This window comes from Streptomyces natalensis ATCC 27448 (assembly GCF_000935125.1).
Classification (GTDB): Bacteria; Actinomycetota; Actinomycetes; order Streptomycetales; family Streptomycetaceae; genus Streptomyces; species Streptomyces natalensis.
The window spans coordinates 117,792-140,656 of sequence record NZ_JRKI01000061.1 but is presented as its reverse complement, the minus strand read 5'-3'; the positions used below and the strand labels follow the sequence as shown (position 1 = coordinate 140,656).

15 protein-coding genes are annotated in these 22,865 nt (G+C 71.7%); 10 read left to right on the top strand and 5 right to left on the bottom strand.

The window, feature by feature from the left end:
- Positions 1-19: 19 nt before the first annotated feature.
- The 4 genes from SNA_RS31345 to SNA_RS31330 all read left to right on the top strand — a co-directional run bounded on the left by SNA_RS31345 (position 20) and on the right by SNA_RS31330 (position 7,714).
- Positions 20-301 carry an acylphosphatase gene (locus SNA_RS31345; protein ID WP_030071739.1) on the top strand — a complete coding sequence of 94 codons (282 nt, stop codon included), beginning with the start codon at positions 20-22 and terminating at the stop codon, positions 299-301.
- A 379-nt stretch (positions 302-680) separates the two neighbouring features.
- Positions 681-884: a hypothetical protein gene (locus SNA_RS31340; protein ID WP_006602857.1), complete on the top strand. Its 204-nt coding sequence runs from the start codon at positions 681-683 to the stop codon at positions 882-884.
- A gap of 660 nt (positions 885-1,544) precedes the next feature.
- A complete protein-coding gene (locus tag SNA_RS31335) occupies positions 1,545-5,672 on the top strand; it encodes an AAA family ATPase (protein WP_044368292.1) in 4,128 nt (1,375 codons plus the stop codon).
- Between the two features lie 626 nt (positions 5,673-6,298).
- Positions 6,299-7,714 (top strand): sugar porter family MFS transporter, encoded by a 1,416-nt coding sequence (locus tag SNA_RS31330; protein WP_030071735.1) that lies wholly within the window; start codon positions 6,299-6,301, stop codon positions 7,712-7,714.
- 90 nt (positions 7,715-7,804) lie between these two features.
- Here SNA_RS31330 and SNA_RS31325 read toward each other — a convergent pair whose 3' ends face one another.
- The 3 genes from SNA_RS31325 to SNA_RS31315 form a co-directional block, all read right to left on the bottom strand.
- A complete protein-coding gene (locus tag SNA_RS31325; RefSeq protein ID WP_030071734.1) occupies positions 7,805-8,110 on the bottom strand; it encodes a hypothetical protein in 306 nt (101 codons plus the stop codon).
- 127 nt (positions 8,111-8,237) lie between these two features.
- On the bottom strand, positions 8,238-9,251 hold the full coding sequence (locus SNA_RS31320) for an LLM class flavin-dependent oxidoreductase (RefSeq protein ID WP_030071732.1): 1,014 nt from the start codon (positions 9,249-9,251) through the stop codon (positions 8,238-8,240).
- A 91-nt stretch (positions 9,252-9,342) separates the two neighbouring features.
- Entirely contained in the window at positions 9,343-10,833 is a 1,491-nt protein-coding gene (locus SNA_RS31315) for a purine-cytosine permease family protein (protein WP_030071730.1), read from the bottom strand.
- Positions 10,834-11,307: 474 nt separating this feature from the next.
- On the opposite strand from SNA_RS31315, the gene ftsY reads away from it, so the two are divergent.
- Complete coding sequence (gene ftsY, locus SNA_RS31310; protein ID WP_030071729.1) at positions 11,308-12,534, top strand: signal recognition particle-docking protein FtsY; 1,227 nt, start codon at positions 11,308-11,310, stop codon at positions 12,532-12,534.
- 124 nt (positions 12,535-12,658) lie between these two features.
- On the opposite strand, the gene SNA_RS31305 is transcribed toward ftsY, so the two are convergent.
- Entirely contained in the window at positions 12,659-13,327 is a 669-nt protein-coding gene (locus SNA_RS31305; RefSeq protein ID WP_044367876.1) for a bifunctional DNA primase/polymerase, read from the bottom strand.
- Between the two features lie 531 nt (positions 13,328-13,858).
- Here SNA_RS31305 and nsdA point away from each other — a divergent pair.
- The 5 genes from nsdA to ffh all read left to right on the top strand — a co-directional run bounded on the left by nsdA (position 13,859) and on the right by ffh (position 21,604).
- Entirely contained in the window at positions 13,859-15,337 is a 1,479-nt protein-coding gene (gene nsdA, locus SNA_RS31300) for a transcriptional repressor NsdA (protein WP_044367875.1), read from the top strand.
- Between the two features lie 386 nt (positions 15,338-15,723).
- Complete coding sequence (locus SNA_RS31295; protein WP_044367874.1) at positions 15,724-17,064, top strand: ammonium transporter; 1,341 nt, start codon at positions 15,724-15,726, stop codon at positions 17,062-17,064.
- Positions 17,061-17,399: a P-II family nitrogen regulator gene (locus SNA_RS31290; protein WP_030071717.1), complete on the top strand. Its 339-nt coding sequence runs from the start codon at positions 17,061-17,063 to the stop codon at positions 17,397-17,399. The genes SNA_RS31295 and SNA_RS31290 overlap by 4 nt, the downstream gene beginning before the upstream one ends.
- A gap of 126 nt (positions 17,400-17,525) precedes the next feature.
- Entirely contained in the window at positions 17,526-19,958 is a 2,433-nt protein-coding gene (locus SNA_RS31285) for a [protein-PII] uridylyltransferase (RefSeq protein ID WP_044368291.1), read from the top strand.
- 95 nt (positions 19,959-20,053) lie between these two features.
- On the top strand, positions 20,054-21,604 hold the full coding sequence (gene ffh, locus SNA_RS31280; protein WP_030071715.1) for a signal recognition particle protein: 1,551 nt from the start codon (positions 20,054-20,056) through the stop codon (positions 21,602-21,604).
- Positions 21,605-21,663: 59 nt separating this feature from the next.
- On the opposite strand, the gene SNA_RS31275 is transcribed toward ffh, so the two are convergent.
- Entirely contained in the window at positions 21,664-22,554 is an 891-nt protein-coding gene (locus tag SNA_RS31275) for a methyltransferase type 11 (RefSeq protein ID WP_044367873.1), read from the bottom strand.
- Positions 22,555-22,865: the final 311 nt, after the last annotated feature.

Here is a 22,865-nt window from a genome sequence, read left to right as displayed (position 1 = left end):
GGCCGGTTAACGTGCACACATGAACGAAGACGTCCGGGTGACCGCGTGGGTGCGCGGCCGCGTCCAAGGAGTCGGATTCCGCTGGTTCACCCGCGCCAACGCCCTGCGCATCGGCGAACTCGCCGGATTCGCGAGCAATCTCGGCGACGGCCGCGTCCAGGTCGTCGCCGAGGGCCCGAAGGAACGGTGCGAAGAGCTGCTGGAGTGGCTGCGGACCGGAGACACGCCCGGACGCGTCGACGGTGTCACTGAGATATGGGACACGCCCCGCGGCGGCTACGACGGCTTCGAAATCCGCTGACCGGCCGCCGGAACGCACCGTACGGCCGTCAAAAAATGATCTTCGGCCCAGGGCTTTGCCGGCCGCTCACCACAGATAACGCCTGGTGGTTGCCAACTCGGCCGACCCGTGCAAGGCTGCCGCTGTACGGATGATCTCCACACCCCGCGGGGCCTTTCTGGAGAGCGAGCGCAGTGCCATGACGGCCGCGCACTCTCGGGCGCCCGACGATACGGGGTGTGATCGTGTTGACCCTCAAACCTTTTGGTGAGACTCTGGAATCCCCGCGCACCTTAGCTGTTTGGCATTGAAGACAACAGTAATGACAAGCACCGCGGGTGCGAATCCCTCACGACCCACACCGCTTCGGTCGGTCACTCAGTGTGGAGGACCATCCATCATGGCAAAGGCGCTTCTCGGTTACGTCGGCGGCTCCGACCCCCGAGTCCTCTCCGAGATGCGACGGCTTCAGCAGCGCGTCCAAGACCTTGAATCCGAACTCATCCGGATGCAGGCCGAAAACGACATGCTGTCGGCTGCCGCACGTCGCGACGACTCGATGCTGGACATCGACGTACCCCAGGCGGAGCCCGCGCTCACCTGACCCCAACCCCAGGGCCGGACGGGCTGCTCGCCAGCCGCTTGAGGCACCGCCGCTCTTCAAGATCTGCAAGGGACGCTTCGGCGTCCCTTCGTCGTTCGTCGTCCTTCGTGTCGTCGTTTCCTGAGGAATCCAGGTCCGGATCTTGCGGAGCCTCCGGAACCTCCCCGCTTCGTCTCCCGTGCATTCTGGAAAGTTCCAGTATATTCCGCGCGGTAGGATTTCCCGGGATTTGCGATTCCTGTTCTTTGGTGCCGCTGATTCGCTCCGGCGGTTTGCTCTGCTCGTTCGCGTCGGCTTCCGCTGGTTTCGGCGACGCCCCCGCTCCGGTGAATTCTCCGCCCGGACCTTCCGGCCCTTTGCCCCTCCCCGGCCTCCGGCCGTATCCCGGCCTTCCGGTCCGGTTCCGTGATCCGTCTGCCCGCCCCGTCCCTTTGGCCTCTGCGACCTCTTCGGCCCCGCCGAGCCTCCCTCACCGCACGGCTTACCGCTTGATGTGCCCTGCACCTTCCCCGGCGAAACCGAAAAAGAACACCACCTGGAGCCCCGGGGCGCGTCCGGCCGCCATACCCGGGGGCCGTACCCCGGCTCGGGCGCGGCCCGTACCCCGGCGGCGGAATGTTGGGGCCGCCCCCCGACAAGCGGCCGGTAGAGTCCAACGGCGTGCACCTGAAGAGTCTGACCCTGCGAGGCTTCAAGTCCTTCGCCTCCGCCACGACGCTGCGCTTCGAACCCGGCATCACCTGCGTCGTGGGCCCCAACGGTTCCGGCAAGTCGAATGTCGTGGACGCGTTGTCCTGGGTCATGGGCGAACAGGGCGCCAAATCCCTGCGCGGCGGAAAGATGGAAGACGTCATCTTCGCCGGCACCACCGGCCGGCCCCCGCTGGGCCGGGCCGAGGTCTCGCTCACCATCGACAATTCCGACGGCGCACTGCCCATCGAATACGCCGAAGTCACCATTACCCGGATCATGTTCCGTAACGGCGGCAGCGAGTACCAGATCAACGGCGACACCTGCCGCCTGCTCGACATCCAGGAACTGCTTTCCGACTCCGGAATCGGCCGCGAGATGCATGTCATCGTCGGCCAGGGCCAGCTCGACTCCGTCCTGCACGCCGACCCCATGGGCCGGAGAGGATTCATCGAAGAGGCCGCCGGCGTCCTCAAACACCGCAAGCGCAAGGAGAAGGCGCTGCGGAAACTCGACGCGATGAAGGCCAACCTCGCCCGCGTCCAGGACCTGACCGACGAACTGCGCCGCCAGCTCAAACCCCTCGGACGCCAGGCCGCCGTCGCCCGGCGCGCCGCCGTCATCCAGGCCGATCTGCGCGACGCCCGGCTGCGCCTGCTCGCCGACGACCTCGTCACCCTGCGCCGGGCCCTGCGCGCCGAGATCGAGGACGAGGCCGCCCTCAAGGAACGCAAGGAGGCCGCCGAGACCCGGCTGCGCACCGCCCTCCAGCGGGAGGCGGCACTGGAGGCGGAGGTACGCGCCCTCACGCCACGGGTCCAGCGCGCCCAGCAGACCTGGTACGAGCTGTCGCAGCTGGCGGAGCGGGTGCGCGGCACGGTGTCGCTGGCCGAGGCGCGGGTCAAGAGCGCCTCCCAGATCCCGCAGGACGAACGCCAGGGACGCGACCCCGACGACATGGAACGCGAGGCCGCCCGGATCCGCGAACAGGAAGCGGAGTTGACCGCCGCCCTGGAGGCGGCGAGCCGGGCCCTGGAGGACACCGTCGAGCACCGCGCCGAACTGGAGCGGCAGTTGGCGGACGAGGAACGCCGGCTGCGGGACGTCGCCCGCGCCATCGCCGACCGCCGCGAGGGCCTCGCCCGGCTCAGCGGACAGGTCACCGCCGCCCGCGGCCGCGCGGCCTCGGCACACGCCGAGATCGGCCGCCTCGCCGAGTCCCGCGACGCCGCCCAGGAGCGGGCCGCCGCCGCCCAGGAGGCGTACGAGCGGCGCAAGGCCGAGGTCGACGGGCTGGACGCGGACGACGCGGAGCTGGGCGAACGGCATGCGGCGGCCCGCCGCGAACTGGCGGCGGCCGAGAGCGCGCTGACCGCCGCCCGCGAGGCGCACACCGCGGCCGAACGGGCGCGCGCCGCCACCTCGGCCCGCCACGACGCGCTCGCCCTCGGCCTCCGTCGCAAGGACGGCACCGGCGCACTGCTGGCCGCCGCCGACCGCCTGACCGGGCTCCTCGGCCCGGCGGCGGAACTGCTCACCGTCACCCCCGGCTTCGAGGTCCCGGTCGCCGCCGCGCTCGGCGCCGCCGCAGACGCCGTCGCCGTCACCGACCCGGCCACCGCCGCCGAGGCCATCCGCCTGCTCCGCCGCCAGGACGCGGGGCGGGCGGCGATGGTGCTGGGCCGGGTCGAGGGGACCGGGGGAGCGGGGCGGGGGGTCGGGGGTGCTGGGGCCGATGTGGGTGGTGCGGGTGAGCTCGTGACTGGTGGAGATGGTGCTGCTGGCGTGGCCGGTGCGGCTGGCGCGGCCGGTATGACTGGTACGGCCGGTACGGCTGATAGGGCCTCGGCCGATGCGGACGGTATGGCCGGTGTGGTCAGGGCGACCAGTGTGATCGATGCAGCCGACATCGCCGACGTGACCTGTGTGGACGATGTGACGGATGTTGCGGATGCGACCAGTGTGGCTGGCCGAGCCACTGGGAGTGCTGCGACCGCGGAGGCGGCGGGTGGCGGGGGCGGCGTGCCCGCGCAGGGCGGCGGCCCGGCGGCCGGCGCCGCTCCCGCGTCGGGCGTCGGCGAGTCCGCCTCGTCGGCAGGCGACGTCACCGCTGCCGTCCCGGCTCCCGCTCCCGCGCCGGCTTCTGCTCCGCCGCCGACCTCTGCTCCTGCCTTCGGCCCCTCTGGTGCTTCCAGCCCCTATGGCCCTTCCGGACCCTCTGGCCCCTCCGTGCCGTCCCAGGTGGCCGGCCCGGGTCCCGGCCGCGGCGCCGATACCCGTTCCGCGCCCGTACCCGCGTGGGCGAGTCAACTGGTCGGCGGACCCCGGGAGTTGACGGCTGCCGTGGCGCGGCTGCTGCGGGATGTGGTGGTGGTCGGGACACTGGAGGACGCCGAGGAGCTGGTGGCCGCGCGGCCCGATCTGATGGCGGTGACCGGGGAGGGTGATCTGCTGGGGGCGCACTTCGCGCAGGGCGGGTCGGCCGGGGCGCCGAGTCTGCTGGAGGTGCAGGCGTCGGTCGACGAGGCCGCGGCCGAGCTGGAGCGTCTGGAGGCGCGCTGCGCAGAGCTGGCCGCGGCCGAGCGGGCGGCGAAGGAGCGGCGGGGCGAGTGCGCCGCGCTGGCCGAGGAGCTGGACGAGCGGCGGCGCGCGGCCGACCGGGAGAAGTCCCAGGTCGCGGGGGACCTGGGGCGGCTCGGCGGCCAGGCGCGGGCGGCCGCGGGGGAGGCGGAACGGTCCGCCGCGGCCGCCGCCAAGGCGGAGGAGGCACTGGAGCGGGCCACCGAGCAGGCCGAGGAACTCGCCGCACGGCTGGCCGCGGCCGAGGAGGACGCGGGCCCGGGCGACGAGGAACCCGACACCTCCGTACGGGACCGGCTCGCCGCCGACGGCGCCAACGCCCGCCAGACGGAGATGGAGGCCCGGCTCCAGGCCCGTACCCACGAGGAGCGGGTGAAGGCGCTGGCCGGGCGGGCCGATGCGCTGGACCGGGGGGCGCGCGCCGAGCGCGAGGCGCGGGCGCGGGCCGAGCAGCGCCGGGCCCGGCTGCGCCACGAGGCCGCGGTGGCCTCGGCGGTCGCCTCCGGCGCACGGCAGCTGCTGGCACATGTCGAGGTGTCGGTCGTACGGGCCGAGGAGGAACGCGCCGCCGCCGAGCGCGCCAAGGCCGAACGCGAAGCGGCCCTGGTGGCCGAGCGCGAACAGGGCCGGGAGCTGAAGTCCGAGCTGGACAAGCTGACCGACTCGGTCCACCGCGGCGAGGTGCTCGGCGCGGAGAAGCGGCTGCGGATCGAACAGCTGGAGACCCGGGCGCTGGAGGAGCTGGGGGTCGAACCGGCCGTGCTGATCTCGGAGTACGGGCCAGGGCAGCCCGTGCCGCCCTCGCCCCCGGCCCAGGGCGAGGAGCTGCCCGAGGACCCGGATCACCCGCGCAACCAGCCGGTGCCCTATGTACGCGCCGAGCAGGAGAAGCGGCTCAAGGCCGCCGAGCGGGCGTACCAGCAGCTCGGGAAGGTGAACCCGCTGGCCCTGGAGGAGTTCGCGGCGCTGGAGGAACGCCACCAGTTCCTCAGCGAACAGCTTGAAGACTTGAAGAAGACCCGGGCCGACCTGCTGCGGGTGGTCAAGGAGGTCGACGAGCGGGTCGAGCAGGTCTTCACCGAAGCCTTCCACGACACGGCGCGGGAGTTCGAGGGCGTCTTCGCGCGGCTGTTCCCCGGCGGCGAGGGCCGGCTGGTGCTGACCGACCCGGACGACATGCTGGCGACCGGCGTGGACGTCGAGGCCCGGCCGCCGGGCAAGAAGGTCAAGCGGCTGTCGCTGCTGTCGGGCGGCGAGCGTTCGCTGACGGCGGTGGCGCTGCTGGTGTCGATCTTCAAGGCGCGTCCCAGCCCGTTCTATGTGATGGACGAGGTCGAGGCCGCGCTGGACGACACCAATCTGCAGCGGCTGATCCGGATCATGGAAGAGCTCCAGGAGAGCTCTCAGCTGATCGTGATCACCCACCAGAAGCGGACGATGGAGGTCGCGGACGCGCTGTACGGCGTCTCGATGCAGGGCGACGGCGTCTCCAAGGTCATCAGCCAGCGGCTGCGCTGACCGATTCGTTCTCCCGACCCCGATTCGCTCCGTCGACTGTTATCGCTGGACTGCTGTCGACCCATCTCGGCTGCTGCGCCCGTCAGCTCCCTGGTTCTGCTGGTCCGGTCCTGCTGGTCCGGTCCTGGCCCGTTGGCCGCAGGCTGTTTGCTGGCTGGCCCATGGGCTCTGTGCGCTGGCCTCGCGGGTGCTGCGCTAGCTGCCTTCTCCTCTTGGCTTGCCTCCCTTGCCTCTTTGCCGCCTCCTCATACTCCGGCAACAATTACGGAGCGTGATTCGTTCCCGCGGAGAGTTATCGGGAGGGTGAATCTGTGGGGTGGGGTTGCGGCCTTGTTCCCGTGACCCGTCCCTCTGTTTGTGTCCTCGTTGTCGCGCGCTCTGCCCCTCGCTTTGTCCCGTGCTTTGTTGCATCGAAGTATCTCTTCAGGAGTTGAATGACGAGGTCGGAAGGCGACGGTTAAGGCGGTGGGAAACGAAAGTGTCACGGGCTATTGACTTCGAAACTTGAAGGCATAGTCTCTGCAACGTTGCTTTTACCTTCAAGTGGTGGGTGTCCCCAACCTATGCGCCACTGGAAGGGCCAGTCCCCGATGCCCGGCAGCGCAGCCGGGCCACTGGAGTTCACGTTGACCAGCACCGCGCAGCCGACGGTTCCGGAAGGCCGTAAGGCCCACCCGGACCATCTCGGCCATGTCATCTTCATCACCGCGGCTGCCGCGATGGGCGGCTTCCTCTTCGGATACGACAGTTCCGTCATCAACGGTGCCGTTGAGGCGATCCGCAGCCGTTACGACGTCGGGTCCGCCGTCCTTGCTCAGGTGATCGCCATCGCGCTGATCGGCTGCGCCATCGGCGCCGCGACCGCGGGCCGGATCGCCGACCGGATAGGCCGCATCCGGGTCATGCAGATCGCGGCGGTGCTCTTCACCGTCAGCGCCGTCGGCTCGGCCCTGCCGTTCGCCCTGTGGGACCTGGCCTTCTGGCGCGTCATCGGCGGTTTCGCGATCGGTATGGCCTCGGTCATCGGCCCGGCCTATATCGCCGAGGTCTCGCCGTCCGCCTACCGCGGTCGGCTCGGCTCCTTCCAGCAGGCCGCGATCGTCGTCGGCATCGCCGTCTCGCAGCTCGTCAACTGGGGCATCCTCAACCTCGCCGACGGCAAGCAGCGCGGCACCATCGCCGGCATGGAAGCCTGGCAGTGGATGCTCGGCGTGATGGTCGTCCCGGCCGTGCTCTACGGTCTGCTCTCCTTCGCGATCCCCGAGTCGCCCCGTTACCTGATCTCGGTCGGCAAGATCTCGCGCGCCAAGGAGGTGCTGTCCGAGGTCGAGGGTCACTCCGTCAACCTCGACACCCGCGTCGTGGAGATCCAGGACGCGATGCGCAGCGAGCACAAGTCGACCTTCAAGGACCTGCTCGGCAAGGCGGGCTTCCTGCCGATCGTCTGGGTCGGTATCGGGCTCTCCGTCTTCCAGCAGCTGGTCGGCATCAACGTCGCCTTCTACTACTCGTCGACGCTGTGGCAGTCCGTGGGCATCGACCCGAGCAGCTCGTTCTTCTACAGCTTCACCACCTCCATCATCAACATCATCGGCACCGTGATCGCGATGATCTTCGTCGACCGGATCGGCCGCCGCCCGCTGGCGCTGATCGGTTCGGCCGGTATGGCCGTCGCGCTCGGCCTGGAGGCTTGGGCGTTCTCCGCCAAGACCGCGGCCGGCACCCTGCCGACCACCGAGGGCACCATCGCCCTGATCGCCGCGCATGTCTTCGTGCTCTTCTTCGCGCTCTCCTGGGGCGTCGTGGTCTGGGTCTTCCTCGGCGAGATGTTCCCGAACAAGATCCGCGCCGCCGCGCTGGGCGTCGCCGCCTCCGCGCAGTGGATCGCCAACTGGGCCATCACCGCCAGCTTCCCGAGCCTGTCCGACTGGAACCTCTCGGGCACGTATGTGATCTACATGATCTTCGCTTTGCTCTCCATTCCCTTCGTGCTCCGGTACGTCAAGGAGACCAAGGGCAAGGCGTTGGAGGAGATGGGCTAACCCCCCCCGCCAGTCTGTCTCCTCAGTTGTGGCTGCTGCCCCGGCTCACCCGAGCCGGGGCAGCACCGTTTTCGGTGCCCGGGCCCGCGCCTACTCCAGGAGCGGGCTGCTCTCGGGTATCTCCACCCAGCGGCGCGGCGGGCCGTCCACCGCGGCCACGTCCGTGATGCGCAGCCCCGCCATGGCGGAGGCGTAAGCAAGGACATCGGCGTGCCACTCGCCCTCCGGCACGTCCCGGTCCCAGAAGCGGTAGAGCCAGTGCCCCTCGGGGGAACCGCCGTGGTGGCCGGGCTTGCCGATCTCCTCGCCAAGTGCCCTACGGCCGTCTTGGGAGAACGTGCCGAAGGTGGCGGTCGCAGGGCGCCCGTTCCTCGTCCTCGGCAGGCCCGTAGGCACCCAGCACCAGGGATGGGGAGGGCTGTTCGCGAGTCGTACCGGACGTGATCGGTCCTTCGAAGAAATTCATGTGACCCAGCGTGACACCCGCCACTGACAATGCCCCCGGCACGGCCATCGTCGCAGGTCAAGCAGTTGTGCCGACCGTCGCACCCGCTTCCAGCCGCGGCAGCACCCGCTCCGCGAACAGATGCAGCGAACGCCAGCCCTCGTCGACGGGCATCCCGCCGCACAGCGGATGCAGGATCAACGAGCCCTGCGCGCCCGCCTCGTGCGCCATCTGTACGCATTCCTCCGGCGTGACGATCCGGTAGACGCCCTCCGCGCGCAGCGCCGCGGTGTCCGTCGCGGCGGAGCGCACCGCGGAGCGGGTGCCGGCGGACTGCCAGGAGGCGTAGGTCTGCGCCTCGTGCAGCAGATGCGCCCCGTGAACGGCCCAGGTGCGGTCCGGGTCCTCGGCGATGTGGAGCAGGCGGGTGTGTGCGGGCGGCTGAAGGACCCAGCCCTCGGTGCCGTACTCGGCCCGCCGGGCGTCGTAATAGGCGGCGAGCTCCGGGAGGCGGGCGCTGGGGAAGAACGGCAGTCCCAGGCGGGCGGCGCGCCGGGCCGCGGCGTGGGAGCTGCCGCCGACCAGCAGCAGGGGATGGGGCCGGGTGAAGGGGCGCGGGGTGACCTGGACGGTGCGGCCCTGGTAGGTGAACGGCTCACCCGTCCAGGCGGCCAGCAGCGTCCGGAGCACCTCGTCCTGGAGGGCGCCGCGGGCGGTGAAGTCCTTGCCGTGGGCCGCGTATTCCGCTTCCCGGTAGCCGAGCCCGGCGACGGTCATCAGCCGGCCGCCGCTGAGCAGGTCCAGGGTGGCGAGGTCCTCGGCCAGCCGCAACGGGTCGTGCAGCGGGGTGATCAGGGCGGAAACGGTGACGCCGATCCGGCGGGTGGCGCCGAAGACGGCGCCGGCGAAGGGGAGCGGCGAGGGCATCCAGCCGTTGGTTGTGGCGTGGTGCTCCTCGGTCTGGATCATGGTCAGGCCGCGGTCGTCGGCGAAGGCGGCCATCTCGACGGCGGCGCGGTAACGGGCGGAGTGTGCCCGGGGGCTGGACGGGGACGGGTCGACGAGGTTGAAGCGCACGACGGTGCTGGGCATGGCAGACATGACGACGTCCCCTTCGCCGGCGGTGGGCGAAGGGGACGTTAGCTGACGCTGAGTCAGTTCACCAGGGTGCGGGTCCCGGTGGTCAGCCGACCTCGGCCGGCACCGGTGCCTCGTCGGCCGCGCGCCCGGCCGCGGCCGCCGGGACGTTCTCCCGGGCGGCGGGCAGTACGGCGAAGACCGCCGCGGCGATCACGATCGTGGCCGCCCAGCCCAGGCCGTTCTGCCCGATCCAGGTGGTGGCCAGCGGGCCGGTGAACCACTGGACCTTGGTGAAGCACAGGCCCGCGGCCAGCGCGACGCCCCAGGCGGTCATGGCCTGCCAGCAGAAGCCGCCGGCGTACCAGTAGCGGCTGGTGCGGGTGGTGTCCATCAGGCCCTCGGCGTCGTAGCGCACGGCCAGCTTGCGGCGCCGGGCCATGTCGATGCCGTACACGCCGATCCACGCCGAGAAGGACACCGCGAGCAGCGTCAGGAAGGCGATGAACTGCCCGATGAAGTCCTTGGCCACCAGCATCATGAACAGGCCGCCCACCAGGCTGATGACGGCGTTGATGCTCACCGCCAGGGCACGCGGCAGCTTGACGCCCATGGTCTGGGCGGTGAAGCCGGCGGAGTACATCGACAGGCTGTTGATCAGGACCATGCCGACCAGCGCGGTGATCAGGTAGGGGATCGCCAGCCAGGTCGGCAGGATGCCGCCGAGGAAGGACATCGGGTCGGTGTTCTGGCCGGCCAGCTTGGGGCTGGAGACGGCCATCACGCCGCCCATCAGGACCATCGGCACCATCACCAGGGCGGCGCCGGAGACGGTCACGGAGGCGATCTTCTTGCCGGAGGCGGAGTGCGGGAGGTAGCGGGCGAAGTCGGGGCCGGTGGGGACCCAGCTGATGCCACCGGCGGCGATGGTACCGATGCCCGCGATCACCATGGCGGTGGTGCCGGCCTTCTTGGCGAAGATCGCGTGCCAGTCCATCGTGGCGATCAGATAGGCCAGGACCATGATGCTGAACAGGCCGAACAGATACGTCGAGTACTTGTTGCAGACGTTCAGCGCCTTACGGCCCAGGCCGCTGACCAGGTAGGTGACGGCCACGAAGGCGAGCAGGGTGACGACTATGAGGACGTTGTTGCTCTTGATGCCGAAGAGCAGGTTCAGCACCGTCAGGACCGCGTAGGCACCGGTGACGGCGTTGATCGTCTCCCAGCCGAAGCGGGCCACCCACAGGATCGCGCCGGGGAAGTAGTTGCCGCGCACGCCGAATGCAGCCCGGGAGAGCAGCGCCCCGGGGGCGCCGCCCCACTTACCGGAGACCGACAGCACGCCGACCATGCCGAAGGCGACGAGGGCGGCGATCCCGGCGACGAGCAGGACCTGCCAGAAGTTCAGCCCGTTGTTGACCGCCAGGGAGGCACCCATGGTGAGCAACAACACGCTGATGTTGGCGGCGACCCAGGTGGGGAACAGTTCGCGGACGCGGCCGTGGCGCTCGCTGTCGGGGACGGGCTCGATGCCCCGTGTCTCGACGGCGCCTTCGGTTTCGGGGGTGGAGGCGGACGTGGTGCTGGTGCCCATGAGTGCGATGTCTCCGTGCGGGGGTCTGGGGGCACCCCCGGGGGAGGAGGTGCAGGCAGCGGCTGTGGTACCTGGCCGAAATTGGCTGCCAGGACTCTACGCGCGTTGCGCGGCCGTCCACCATCGTACTTTGAACCGACTTCTACTCGTACATACCTTTGGACCCTCTGACAAGGGCGGGCGTCACACGCCCTCGTCGAAGCATCCATCGCGCGCCGCTGATCAGGAGGAAAGCGGGACAGGCCGGACGGGGAGGGGCGGGCGGCCTCCGGCGACGTGACGACCGGCCCGGCGCAGCGGCTCGTCGGGGCATCCGGCAGGCGGCGGGACCCGTCTCTCGTCGAGGGCCCGCTCCGGCTCCTTCGCGACGCCCTCCGGGCCCCGGCGCAGCGTGCCGCCGGACCCGGGGGCCGGGTGTCCGGGTTCGGCGCGTGCGGTCCCCGCCGGTGGGGCGTGGCTGATACTGGAGGGGTTATGGAAACCGTCATCCTTGCTGTAGTCATCGCCGTGGTCGTGCTCGGCGCGATCGGCGGGCTCGTCGTCAGCGGCCGCAAGAAGAAGCAGCTGCCGCCGTCCCCGCCGGCCGCCCCTTCGGCGCCCGCCACCCCCTCCGTCACCGCACCTCCCGCCGAACCGCACATCGGCGAGGAGGCCGAAACCCCCCACGACGAAGAACGCCGCACCATCGAAGAGGTCGGACTGCCCGAGGCCGCCGAGGCCGAGGTGCCGACCGTCACGCCCGAGGTGCCGGCCGTCGAGGTCCCCGAGCCGACGGCCGGCCGTCTGGTCCGGCTGCGCGCCCGGCTCTCCCGTTCCCAGAACACCCTGGGCAAGGGCCTGCTCACCCTGCTCTCCCGGGAACACCTCGACGACGAGACCTGGGAGGAGATCGAGGACACCCTGCTGACCGCCGACGTCGGCGTCACCCCCACCCAGGAGCTCGTCGAGCGCCTGCGCGAGCGGGTCAAGGTCCTGGGCACCCGCACCCCCGAGGACCTGCGCGCCCTGCTGCGCGAGGAGCTGCTCAGCCTCATCGGCACCGACGCCGACCGCTCCGTCCACACCCACAACGGCATCGGCACCAACGGTGACGAGATCCCCGGCGTCGTGATGGTCGTCGGCGTCAACGGCACCGGCAAGACCACCACCACCGGCAAGCTCGCCCGCGTCCTGGTGGCCGACGGCAAGTCCGTCGTCCTCGGCGCTGCGGACACCTTCCGCGCGGCCGCCACCGACCAGCTCCAGACCTGGGGCGAGCGGGTCGGCGCCCGGACCGTCCGCGGCCCCGAGAACGGCGACCCCGCCTCGGTCGCCTACGACGCGGTGAAGGAAGGTATCGCCGAGGGTGCGGACGTCGTCCTGATCGACACCGCCGGCCGGCTGCACACCAAGACCGGCCTGATGGACGAGCTCGGCAAGGTCAAGCGGGTCGTCGAGAAGCACGGCCCGGTCGGCGAGGTGCTCCTGGTCCTGGACGCCACCACCGGGCAGAACGGTCTCGTCCAGGCCCGGGTGTTCGCCGAGGTCGTCGACATCACCGGCGTGGTCCTCACCAAGCTCGACGGCACCGCCAAGGGCGGCATCATCGTCGCCGTCCAGCGTGAACTGGGCGTTCCGGTCAAGCTGGTCGGCCTGGGCGAGGGCGCGGACGATCTCGCGCCGTTCGAGCCCGAGGCCTTCGTCGACGCGCTGATCGGCTGACCCGGGCCCCGGGGCACCGCGCCCCCGGCAGTCCTCGGCCCCCGGCCCCCGTACGCGGCGGGCACCGGGGGCCGACGCCTGTCCGGGGACGGTATACGGCAACCGGTCCGGCCACGGCGGAGTGTCAGGCGCACACCCGGGCGCAGAGATAGGCCAGGGTGCCCACCACCAGGCGGGCCTGCGGGGGGTTGCCCGCGGAGTCCAGGGTGGGCGGGCGCAGCCAGCGCATGGGGCCCCGGCCGGCGTGGTCGGAAGGGGGTGCGGTGATGTGGTCGCCGTCACCGAGGGGGCGCAGGTCCAGGTCGGCGTCGTCCCAGCCCGTGCGGTAGAGCAGCCCCGGCAGATCGGCGGCCGCCCCGGGGGCGACGAAGAAGAGCGCGCGGTGGTCGGGGGTGGCGGCCACCGGGCCGAGCGGCAGGCCCATCCGCTCCAGACGGGCCAGCGCGCCGCGGCCCGCCGCCTCGGGGACGTCGAGGATGTCGAACCGCCGGCCCACCGGCAGGAGCACCGCCGCCCCCGGTGTCCGCGCCCAGGCCGCCGCGGCCTCCTCCAGCGTCGCCCCGGCCGTCAGCTCCTTGGCGAAGTCCAGCGGATGCGCGCCGGGAGCGGGGCAGCCGGCGGCGCCGCACGAACAGTCCGCGCGGCCGCCGGCGGAGCGGACCGCGCGGGCGCCGGGGACCACGTCCCAGCCCCACAGCCCGGTGTACTCCGCCACCGCCGTGACCTCTGATGAGCGGGCGCGGCGCCGTGAGCCGGTCCTGATCTCCCGGATGCCGCCGATCGTGAAGCCCATGCTCCCTCCAACGGGTGCTGCCTGCCTGTGGTTACGAGCCGGGGTCCGCCCGACGGACCCTCAACTGCCGCACCGGGCAGCACCGTCGGCGGCCGGCGGTGCCGGTGGTGCGGCGCGGTGCAGCGCGGTGCGCCGGGTGGTGCGGTGCGGACCGCACACCCTCGTGCGCTCCGTTCCGCCCGGTCCGTTCCGACCTGTGTCAAGTCAATCGTGAGAGGCTGCCGGGCAGTTCATTCGAAGGGGTGGCGAATGGTGGCGTTTCCGCAATCGGCCTCGCGAGGGGCGTGATCGTAGGATTACTTTCGGTGCGCGAACTCCCGAGAGGCATCGGTCGCACGGGTATGCCGGTGGCAATGCACGGCTCCGGCACGGGCCGGAAGGTGTGGCCGCCGGACGTGATCGGGTAGATGTACGCGGACAGGCGTCGCAACGGGCGGCGTCCTGTGCAGGGTTCGCACCAGGCACCGAGGACCTCATCGCTGCACCGAGGACCTCTCGGGATCGAGCACCTACCGGGATGGGGGCTTCCACGTGGCCGGCAACGGCGTCACCGGCGGCACCGACGCCGTCAAACGACCCAACGCACAACTGGGTTCGTGGTTCATGCGCAGCGGCTGGTCCAAGGGCGAGCTGGCGCGACAGGTCAACCGCAGGGCGCGTCAGATGGGCGCCCACCACATCAGCACCGACACCTCGCGGGTGCGCCGCTGGCTCGACGGCGAGCAGCCGCGCGAACCGATCCCCCGGATCCTGTCGGAGCTGTTCTCCGAACGGTTCGGCTGTGTCGTCGGCATCGAGGAACTGGGCCTGCGCACCGCCCACCAGTCGCCCTCCACCTCCGGCGTCGACCTGCCCTGGGCCGGTCCCCAGACCGTCAGCCTGATCAGCGAGTTCTCCCGCAGCGATCTGATGCTGGCGCGCCGCGGGTTCCTGGGCACCTCCCTGGCGCTGGCCGCCGGGCCCACCCTGATCGAGCCGATGCAGCGCTGGCTGGTGCCGGTGCCCGCGGGCCAGGGCGGCGCACCGGCCGGACAGGACCGCGCCCCGCGGATCGTCCGCCTGTCCCGCCCCGAGCTCGAACTCCTCGAATCGACCACCGCGATGTTCCGCCAGTGGGACGCCCAGTGCGGCGGCGGGCTGCGCCGCAAGGCGGTCGTCGGGCAGCTCCACGAGGTCACCGACCTCCTCCAGGAGCCGCACCCCGAGGAGATCTCCCGCCGGCTGTTCAAGGTCGCCGCCGAGCTCGCCGAACTGGCCGGCTGGATGAGCTACGACATCGGGCTCCAGCCCACCGCGCAGAAGTACTTCGTGCTGGCGCTGCACGCCGCCAAGGAGGCCGGTGACCGCCCCCTGGGCTCGTACATCCTCTCCAGTATGAGCCGGCAGATGATCCACCTGGGCCGTTCCGAGGACGCCCTCGAACTGATCCACCTCGCCCAGTACGGCAGCCGGGAGACCGCCACCCCCCGCACCCAGGCGATGTTGTATGCGATGGAGGCCCGCGCCTACGCCGGTATGGGCCAGCCCAGCAAGGTCAAACGGGCCGTGCGGATGGCCGAGGACACCTTCGATGATGTCCTGCCCGGCGAACCCGAGCCGGACTGGATCCGCTTCTTCTCCGAGGCCGAGCTGAACGCGGAGAACGCCCACTCCTACCGCGATCTGGCCTATGTCGCCGGCCGCAGCCCCACCTACGCCTCGCTCGCCGAGCCCGTCATGCAGCGCGCGGTGGAGCTGTTCGGCAAGGACCCCGAGCACCAGCGGTCGTATGCGCTCAACCTCATCGGGATGGCCACCGTCCATCTGCTCCAGAAGGAACCGGAGGCCTGCGCGGAGATGGCGCAGCGGGCGATCCCGTTCGCCAAACAGGTCCGCTCCGAGCGGGTCAACACCCGGCTGCGCAAAACGGTGGACACCGCGGCCCGTGAGTACTCCGGCGTCGCCGAGGTGCGCCGGCTGAGCGAGGAGCTCGCCCGCCAGCTGCCCGACCATGCGGCGGAGGCCGTCTGACCCGGCGCCCTCGCCCCCAGGCCCCCGGCCGCGGCCGCCGCCCCGTACAGCCCGACTCGGCTTCCCCACGCCAGGTCACGTGGGCGGCAGCCGCGGCCGGGCTGTTTTTGCGCCTGAACCGGCGCCGCTTTCGCGGAGGTGGTTGTTCGCCGTGGGGGTTGCTCAATTGATGGTTGCGGTGGGTTGAACGGGGGAGTGGGGGCCGTTGAACGGGCGCATGGAGGGCGCGGCCGCGGTTCACCTCGGCGTAACACACACGGTGCCTTCGTCACTGCCGTGAAACACTCGCAAGGTTTGGCCGAAACCCCCCTGCGACAACCTCATCGCGAAGTCGGCCCACCAGAACCCCTCCGCGCACGGGCCGCATCGACGACGAGGAGACGCCGATGCCCCCAGGCATCCTGACGCTTGCCGCAGACAAGGTGACACTGAGCCCGGCCAACACCGGGTTCATGCTGATCGCCTCCGCGCTGGTCATGGTCATGACCCCTGCTCTCGCCTTCTTCTACGGAGGCATGGTCCGGGTCAAGAGTGTGCTCAACATGCTGATGATGAGCTTCATCAGCTTGGGCATCGTCACCATCTTGTGGGTCCTGTACGGCTTCGGACTCGCTTTCGGCACCGACAAAGGCAGCATCATCGGCTGGGACAGCCACTTCGTGGGTCTCAGCGGGATCGGGCTGACCCAGCTGTGGGGCGTCAGCAACATCCCCATCTATGTCTTCGCCGTCTTCCAGCTGATGTTCGCGATCATCACGCCCGCGCTGATCAGCGGTGCGCTCGCGGACCGGGTGAAGTTCACCGCCTGGGCGCTGTTCATCGCCCTGTGGGTCACCGTCGTCTACTTCCCCGTCGCCCACTGGGTGTGGGGTGACGGCGGCTGGCTCTTCAAGCTGGGCGTCATCGACTTCGCCGGCGGTACGGCCGTCCACATCAACGCCGGTGCCGCCGCGCTCGGCGTGATCCTCGTCGTCGGCAAGCGCATCGGCTTCAAGAAGGACCCGATGCGGCCGCACAGCCTGCCCCTGGTGATGCTCGGCGCCGGTCTGCTGTGGTTCGGCTGGTTCGGCTTCAACGCCGGCTCCTGGCTCAACAACGACGACGGCGTCGCCGCGGTCGCCTTCGTCAACACCCAGGTCGCCACCGCCGCCGCGATGCTCGGCTGGCTCGCCTACGAGAAGCTGCGGCACGGCTCGTTCACCACGCTGGGCGCGGCGTCGGGCGCGGTCGCCGGACTCGTCGCCATCACCCCGGCCTGCGGCGCCGTCAGCCCGCTCGGCGCCATCGCGGTCGGCGTGATCGCCGGTGTGCTGTGCGCCATGGCCGTCGGCCTGAAGTACAAGTTCGGCTACGACGACTCCCTGGACGTCATCGGTGTCCACCTGGTCGGCGGCGTCACCGGCTCGCTGCTGATCGGACTGTTCGCCACCGGCGGCGTCCAGAGCAAGGCCAAGGGCCTGTTCTACGGCGGCGGCTGGGACCAGATGGGCAAGCAGGCCATCGGAGTGGCCAGCGTCCTGCTGTACTCCCTGGTCGTCTCCTTCATCCTTGCCAAGGCCATCGACCTGGTGATGGGCTTCCGGATCGAGGCGGACGAGGAGATCGCCGGCATCGACCAGGCCGCACACGCCGAGACGGCATACGACTTCACCGGGGCCGGCGGCGGCGCGATGGCCCGCAAGGGCCCGGCACTCGGCGAGACCCTGACGAAGAAGGTGGACGCGTGAAGCTCATCACGGCAGTAATCAAGCCGCACCGGCTGGACGAGGTCAAGGACGCCCTTCAGGCGTTCGGCGTGCACGGTCTGACCGTCACCGAGGCCAGCGGCTACGGTCGGCAGCGCGGCCACACCGAGGTCTACCGCGGCGCCGAGTACACCGTCGACCTGGTACCCAAGATCCGTATCGAGGTGCTGGCGGAGGACGCCGACGCGCACGAACTGCTCGACGTCATCGTCAAGGCCGCCCGCACCGGGAAGATCGGCGACGGCAAGGTGTGGAGCGTCCCGGTCGACGACGCGGTCCGGGTACGGACCGGGGAGCGCGGCCCCGACGCGCTCTAGTGCGCCTGAACCGGCGCCGCTTTCGCGGAGGTGGTTGCTCTCCGTGGGGGTTGCTCAATTGATGGGTGCGGTGGGTCGGTCGGATCGGGCCGGCCCACCGCGAACGACGCGGCCTTGGAGCATCTCGTGACCGACAGTGCCGACGACACCGGCGGCTACCCCGCCGCCCGCCTCCGCCTCCTCCAGGACGGCGCCGCCGGCGGGCCGGGCCGACGGGCCGCCCTGGCCCGCCTGACCGACGACTGGCTCGCCGCGCTCCTGGCCCGCGCCGCCACCGAGGCGGGCGTCACCGGCGTCGCCCTGGCCGCGGTCGGCGGCTACGGACGCGGCGAACTCTCCCCGCGCAGCGACCTCGACCTGCTCCTGCTGCACGACGGCCGGGACGGCCCCGGTGCCGTCGCCAAACTCGCCGACCACCTCTGGTACCCGGTGTGGGACCTCGGCCTCGAACTCGACCACTCCGTGCGCACCCCCGCCGAGGCCCGTACCGCCGCCCGCGACGACCTCAAGGTGCAGCTGGGCCTGCTGGACGCCCGCCACCTGGCCGGCGACCCGGAACTGACGGCCTCCGTGCGCACCGCCGCCTACGCCGACTGGCGCGAGAGCGCCCCCAAACGGCTGCCGGAACTCCACGACCTGTGCCAGGAACGCGCCGCCCGCCAGGGCGAGCTGCAATTCCTCCTCGAACCCGACCTCAAAGAAGCCCGCGGCGGACTGCGGGACGCCACCGCGCTGCGGGCCGTCGCCGCCTCCTGGCTCGCCGACGCCCCCCGCGGCGGCCTGGAGGCCGCCCGCACCCGCCTCCTGGACACCCGCGATGCGCTGCACCTGGTGACCGGCCGCGCCACCGACCGGCTCTCCCTCCAGGACCAGCCCCAGGTCGCCGACGCGCTCGGCGCCGCGGACGCCGACACCCTGCTGCGCGAGACCTACGAAGCCGCCCGCACCATCTCCTACGCCGCCGACGTCACCTGGCGCGAGGTCGGCCGCATCCTGCGCTCCCGCTCCGTGCGGCCCACCCTGCGCGGACTGCTCCCGGGCCGTGCGGCGAACCGCGTCGAACGCTCACCGCTCGCCGAGGGCGTCGTCGAACTCGACGGGGAGGCCGTGCTGGCCCGCGCCGCCCGGCCAGAGCGCGACCCCGTCCTGGTGCTGCGCGCCGCGGCCGCCGCCGCCCAGGCCGGGCTGCCGCTGGCCACCCACGCCATCCGCCGCTGCGCCGCCGCCGCGGACGGCCGCCCGCTGCCCGAACCCTGGCCGGCCGAGGCCCGCGACGAGCTGGTGACCCTGCTGGGGGCGGGCGCCCCCACCGTGCCCGTATGGGAGTCGCTGGAGGTCGAGGGCATGCTGCCGCGGCTGCTGCCCGAATGGGAACGGGTCCGCTGCCACCCCCAGCACAACCCCGTCCACACCTGGACCGTCGACCGCCACCTGGTCGAGACCGCGGTCCGCGCCGCCGCGCTGACCCGCCGGGTGCACCGCCCCGACCTGCTGCTGATCGCCGCGCTGCTGCACGACATCGGCAAGGGGCTGCCCGGCGACCATTCCGTCGCCGGCGCCGACCTCGCCCGCACGATCGCCGCCCGGCTCGGCTTCGAGACACGCGACACCGACGTGATCGCCGCGCTCGTCCGCCACCACCTGCTGCTCATCGAGACCGCCACCCGCCGCGACCTGGACGACCCGGCCACCGTCGGCGCGGTCGCCGACGCCGTCGGCGACACCGGCACCCTGGAGCTGCTGCACGCCCTGACCGAGGCCGACGCGCTGGCCACCGGCCCCGCCGCCTGGAGCACCTGGCGCGCCGGACTCGTCGCCGACCTCGTCGGGCGGGTCGCCGCACGGCTCGCCGGAGAGGCCGAACCGGACACCAACGGCGCCGATGAACCCACCGCGGAGCAGGAGCGGCTGGCCGTGGAGGCCGGGCGCACCCGCGGCCCGGTCCTGGCCCTGCACACCCGCACCGAGGCGCCCGCCGAGGACGGCGCGGCCCCGCCCGTCGGCGTGGAACTGCTGATCGCCGTCCCCGACCAGCCCGGTGTGCTGCCCGCCGCGGCCGGCGTCCTGGCCCTGCACCGCCTGACCGTCCGCGCCGCCGATCTGCGCACCCTGGACCCGATAGGGGACGGCCGCGTCCTCCTCCTCAGCTGGCGGGTGGCCGCCGAATACGGCTCCCTGCCGGACGCCGACCGGCTGCGCGCCGACCTGGTCCGCGCCCTGGACGGCTCCCTGGACATCCCCGCCCGCCTCGCCGAACGCGAACGCGCCTACGCCCGCCGCACCCGCCCCGCCCTCGCCCCGCCCCCCAGCGTCACCGTCGCCCCCGGCACCTCCCGTACGGCGACCGTCATCGAGGTACGGGCCCAGGACGCGCACGGTCTGCTGCACCGGATCGGGCGGGCGCTGGAGGGGGCCGGGGTCTGCGTCCGCAGCGCCCACATCAGCACGCTCGGCGCCAACGCCGTCGATGCGTTCTATGTGACCGGCACCGACGGGCGCCCCCTGGCAGAGGAGGCGGCACGAGAGCTGGCCGAGGCGGTGCAGAACGCGCTGGTCTAGCCCGCCCCCGTACGGGCCCGGCCCGGTCCGCTTGCCGGTGCGGATACCCTAGAAGCCGACCGACCCGCCCCCGACCCCGAGGATCGACGACCGCCGTGTTCGATACGCTTTCCGACCGCTTGGCGAGTACTTTCAAAAACCTCCGGGGCAAGGGCCGCCTGAGCGAGGCGGACATCGACGCCACGGCGCGCGAGATCCGTATCGCCCTGCTCGAGGCCGACGTCGCCCTCCCGGTGGTCCGGGCCTTCGTCAAGCAGGTCAAGGAGCGGGCCACCGGCGCCGAGGTCTCCCAGGCGCTGAACCCCGCCCAGCAGGTCATCAAGATCGTCAACGAGGAGCTCATCGGCATCCTCGGCGGCGAGACCCGGCGGCTGCGCCTGGCCAAGCAGCCCCCGACCGTCATCATGCTGGCCGGTCTCCAGGGCGCGGGTAAGACCACGCTGGCCGGAAAGCTCGGCCGCTGGCTCAAGGGCCAGGGCCACAGCCCCCTGCTGGTCGCCTGTGACCTCCAGCGCCCCAACGCCGTGGGCCAGCTCCAGGTCGTCTCCGAGCGCGCCGGCGTGGCCTTCTACGGACCCCAGCCGGGCAACGGCGTCGGCGACCCGGTGCAGGTCGCCAAGGACTCCGTCGAGCACGCGCGGACCAAGCAGTACGACGTCGTCATCGTCGACACCGCCGGCCGCCTGGGTATCGACCAGGAGATGATGCAGCAGGCCGCGGACATCCGCGACGCGATCGGCCCCGACGAGGTCCTCTTCGTCGTCGACGCCATGATCGGTCAGGATGCGGTCAACACCGCCGAGGCGTTCCGCGACGGCGTCGGGTTCGACGGCGTGGTCCTGTCCAAGCTGGACGGCGACGCCCGCGGCGGTGCCGCGCTCTCCATCGCGCACGTCACCGGCAAGCAGATCATGTTCGCCTCCAACGGCGAGAAGCTGGACGACTTCGACGCGTTCCACCCGGACCGCATGGCGTCGCGCATCCTGGGCATGGGCGACATGCTCAGCCTCATCGAGAAGGCCGAGCAGACCTTCAGCCAGGCCGAGGCCGAGAAGATGGCGGCCAAGCTGGCGAAGGGCCCCAAGGAGTTCACCCTCGACGACTTCCTGGCCCAGATGGAGCAGGTCAGGAAGATGGGCTCCATCTCCAAGCTGCTCGGCATGCTGCCCGGTATGGGGCAGATGAAGGAGCAGATCAACAACCTCGACGAGCGCGAGGTGGACCGCACCGCCGCGATCATCAAGTCCATGACGCCGGCCGAGCGCCAGGACCCGACGATCATCAACGGCTCGCGGCGCGCCCGTATCGCCAAGGGTTCCGGCGTCGACGTCTCCATGGTCAAGAGCCTCGTCGAGCGGTTCTTCGACGCCCGCAAGATGATGTCGCGGATGGCCCAGGGCGGCGGCATGCCGGGCATGCCCGGGATGCCCGGCATGGGCGGCGGGGCCGGCCGTAAGAAGAAGCAGGTCAAGCAGGCCAAGGGCAAGCGCAAGAGCGGCAACCCGATGAAGCGCAAGGCCGACGAGGAGGCCGCGGCCGCCCGCCGCGAGGCCGGCCCGTCCGGCAGCCCCTTCGGTCTGCCGCAGGGCGGTCAGCAGCCGCAGGACTTCGAACTCCCGGAGGAGTTCAAGAAGTTCATGGGCTGAGCCCGACGGACACGAGCCCCCGGTCGTGCGACCGGGGGCTCATCTGTGCCCGCCGCCCCCTACCGGGTCCGCGCGATCACGTACCGGAACACGTTCGGCATCCAGACCGTGCCGTCCGCCCGCTGATACGGGTGCAGCGCCTCGCCGAGCTCCTTTTCCACCTGCCGCCGCTCGGTCGCCTCCAGCGCCGCATCGAAGACGCCGGTCGACAGCAGCCCGCGCACCGCGCTCGCCGCATCCGCGTACCCGAACGGGCAGGCCACCCGCCCCGAACCGTCCGGTCGCAGCCCCGCCCGCTCCGCCAGGTCCTCCAGATCGTCGCGCCCGCTGGGCCGCCGGCCGGCGGCCGTGGGCGGGGGATCGGCCAGCCGCCGCGCCACCATCCGCAGCACCCCGGCCGTGGTGCACCGCTCCACCGGGCCCCAGCCGCCCAGCACCACGGCGCTGCCCCGTTCCGCCAGGGCGGCCGCCGCGGTCAGCGACGCCGTCGGTTCCTGGTCGGCGTTCCCGCAGCCCGGCGGATGGAAGGCGGTTATCACGTTGGACCGCGCCCGCGGGGACGAGCCTGACGGGAACAGACCCTCCGGGGACGCGGCCGCCGCGGGCCCGCCGCACACCAGCCGGGCCGCCTGTGGCCCGCCGTCCGGTGCCAGCCGCTCCCGCGCCAGCGCGAGCCGGAATGCGTCCGTATCCACCCCGCTGACCTGCGCACCACGCGCCGCCGCCAGCAGCAGCGCCAGCCCCGACCCGCAGCCGAGCCCCAGCAGCCGGGTGCCCGTACCGATGCCCAGCCGGTCGTACGCGGCGTCGTACAGCGGCACCAGCATCCGCTCCTGGATCTCGGCCCAGTCCCGGGCCCGCGCCCGGGCACCGGCCGGATCGGAAAGTCCCTGACCGCGCAGGGAGGCGGAGGAGTCCGCGGGCTGGTGCCGCACGAGCGTGGGTGACATCGAAAGCGCCCCTATTCGCCGAGAACCGTGGTTCCGTGCCGATTCAGTGCCGATCGCCCCCGCCCCCGTGCCGCGCGTTGTGCGCCCCCGTAATCCAGACAACTGCGCATCCGTCCGGCCGTCCAGAGGGTGCGCCGGGGTTGTCTCCCGCGCGCCCCCGTGTGCGCCGGGCCGACGGCCGTGAGCGCCGTTCCAGCCTGCCCCGGCCCACGCCGATCCGCTACGCCGACAGGCGCCGGCGCCGCCCGCCCGGTTCGCCGGGAGCCGCCCGGCGGCCCTACGGTGGGACCCGTGCCGTGTGCCGCGGCCCG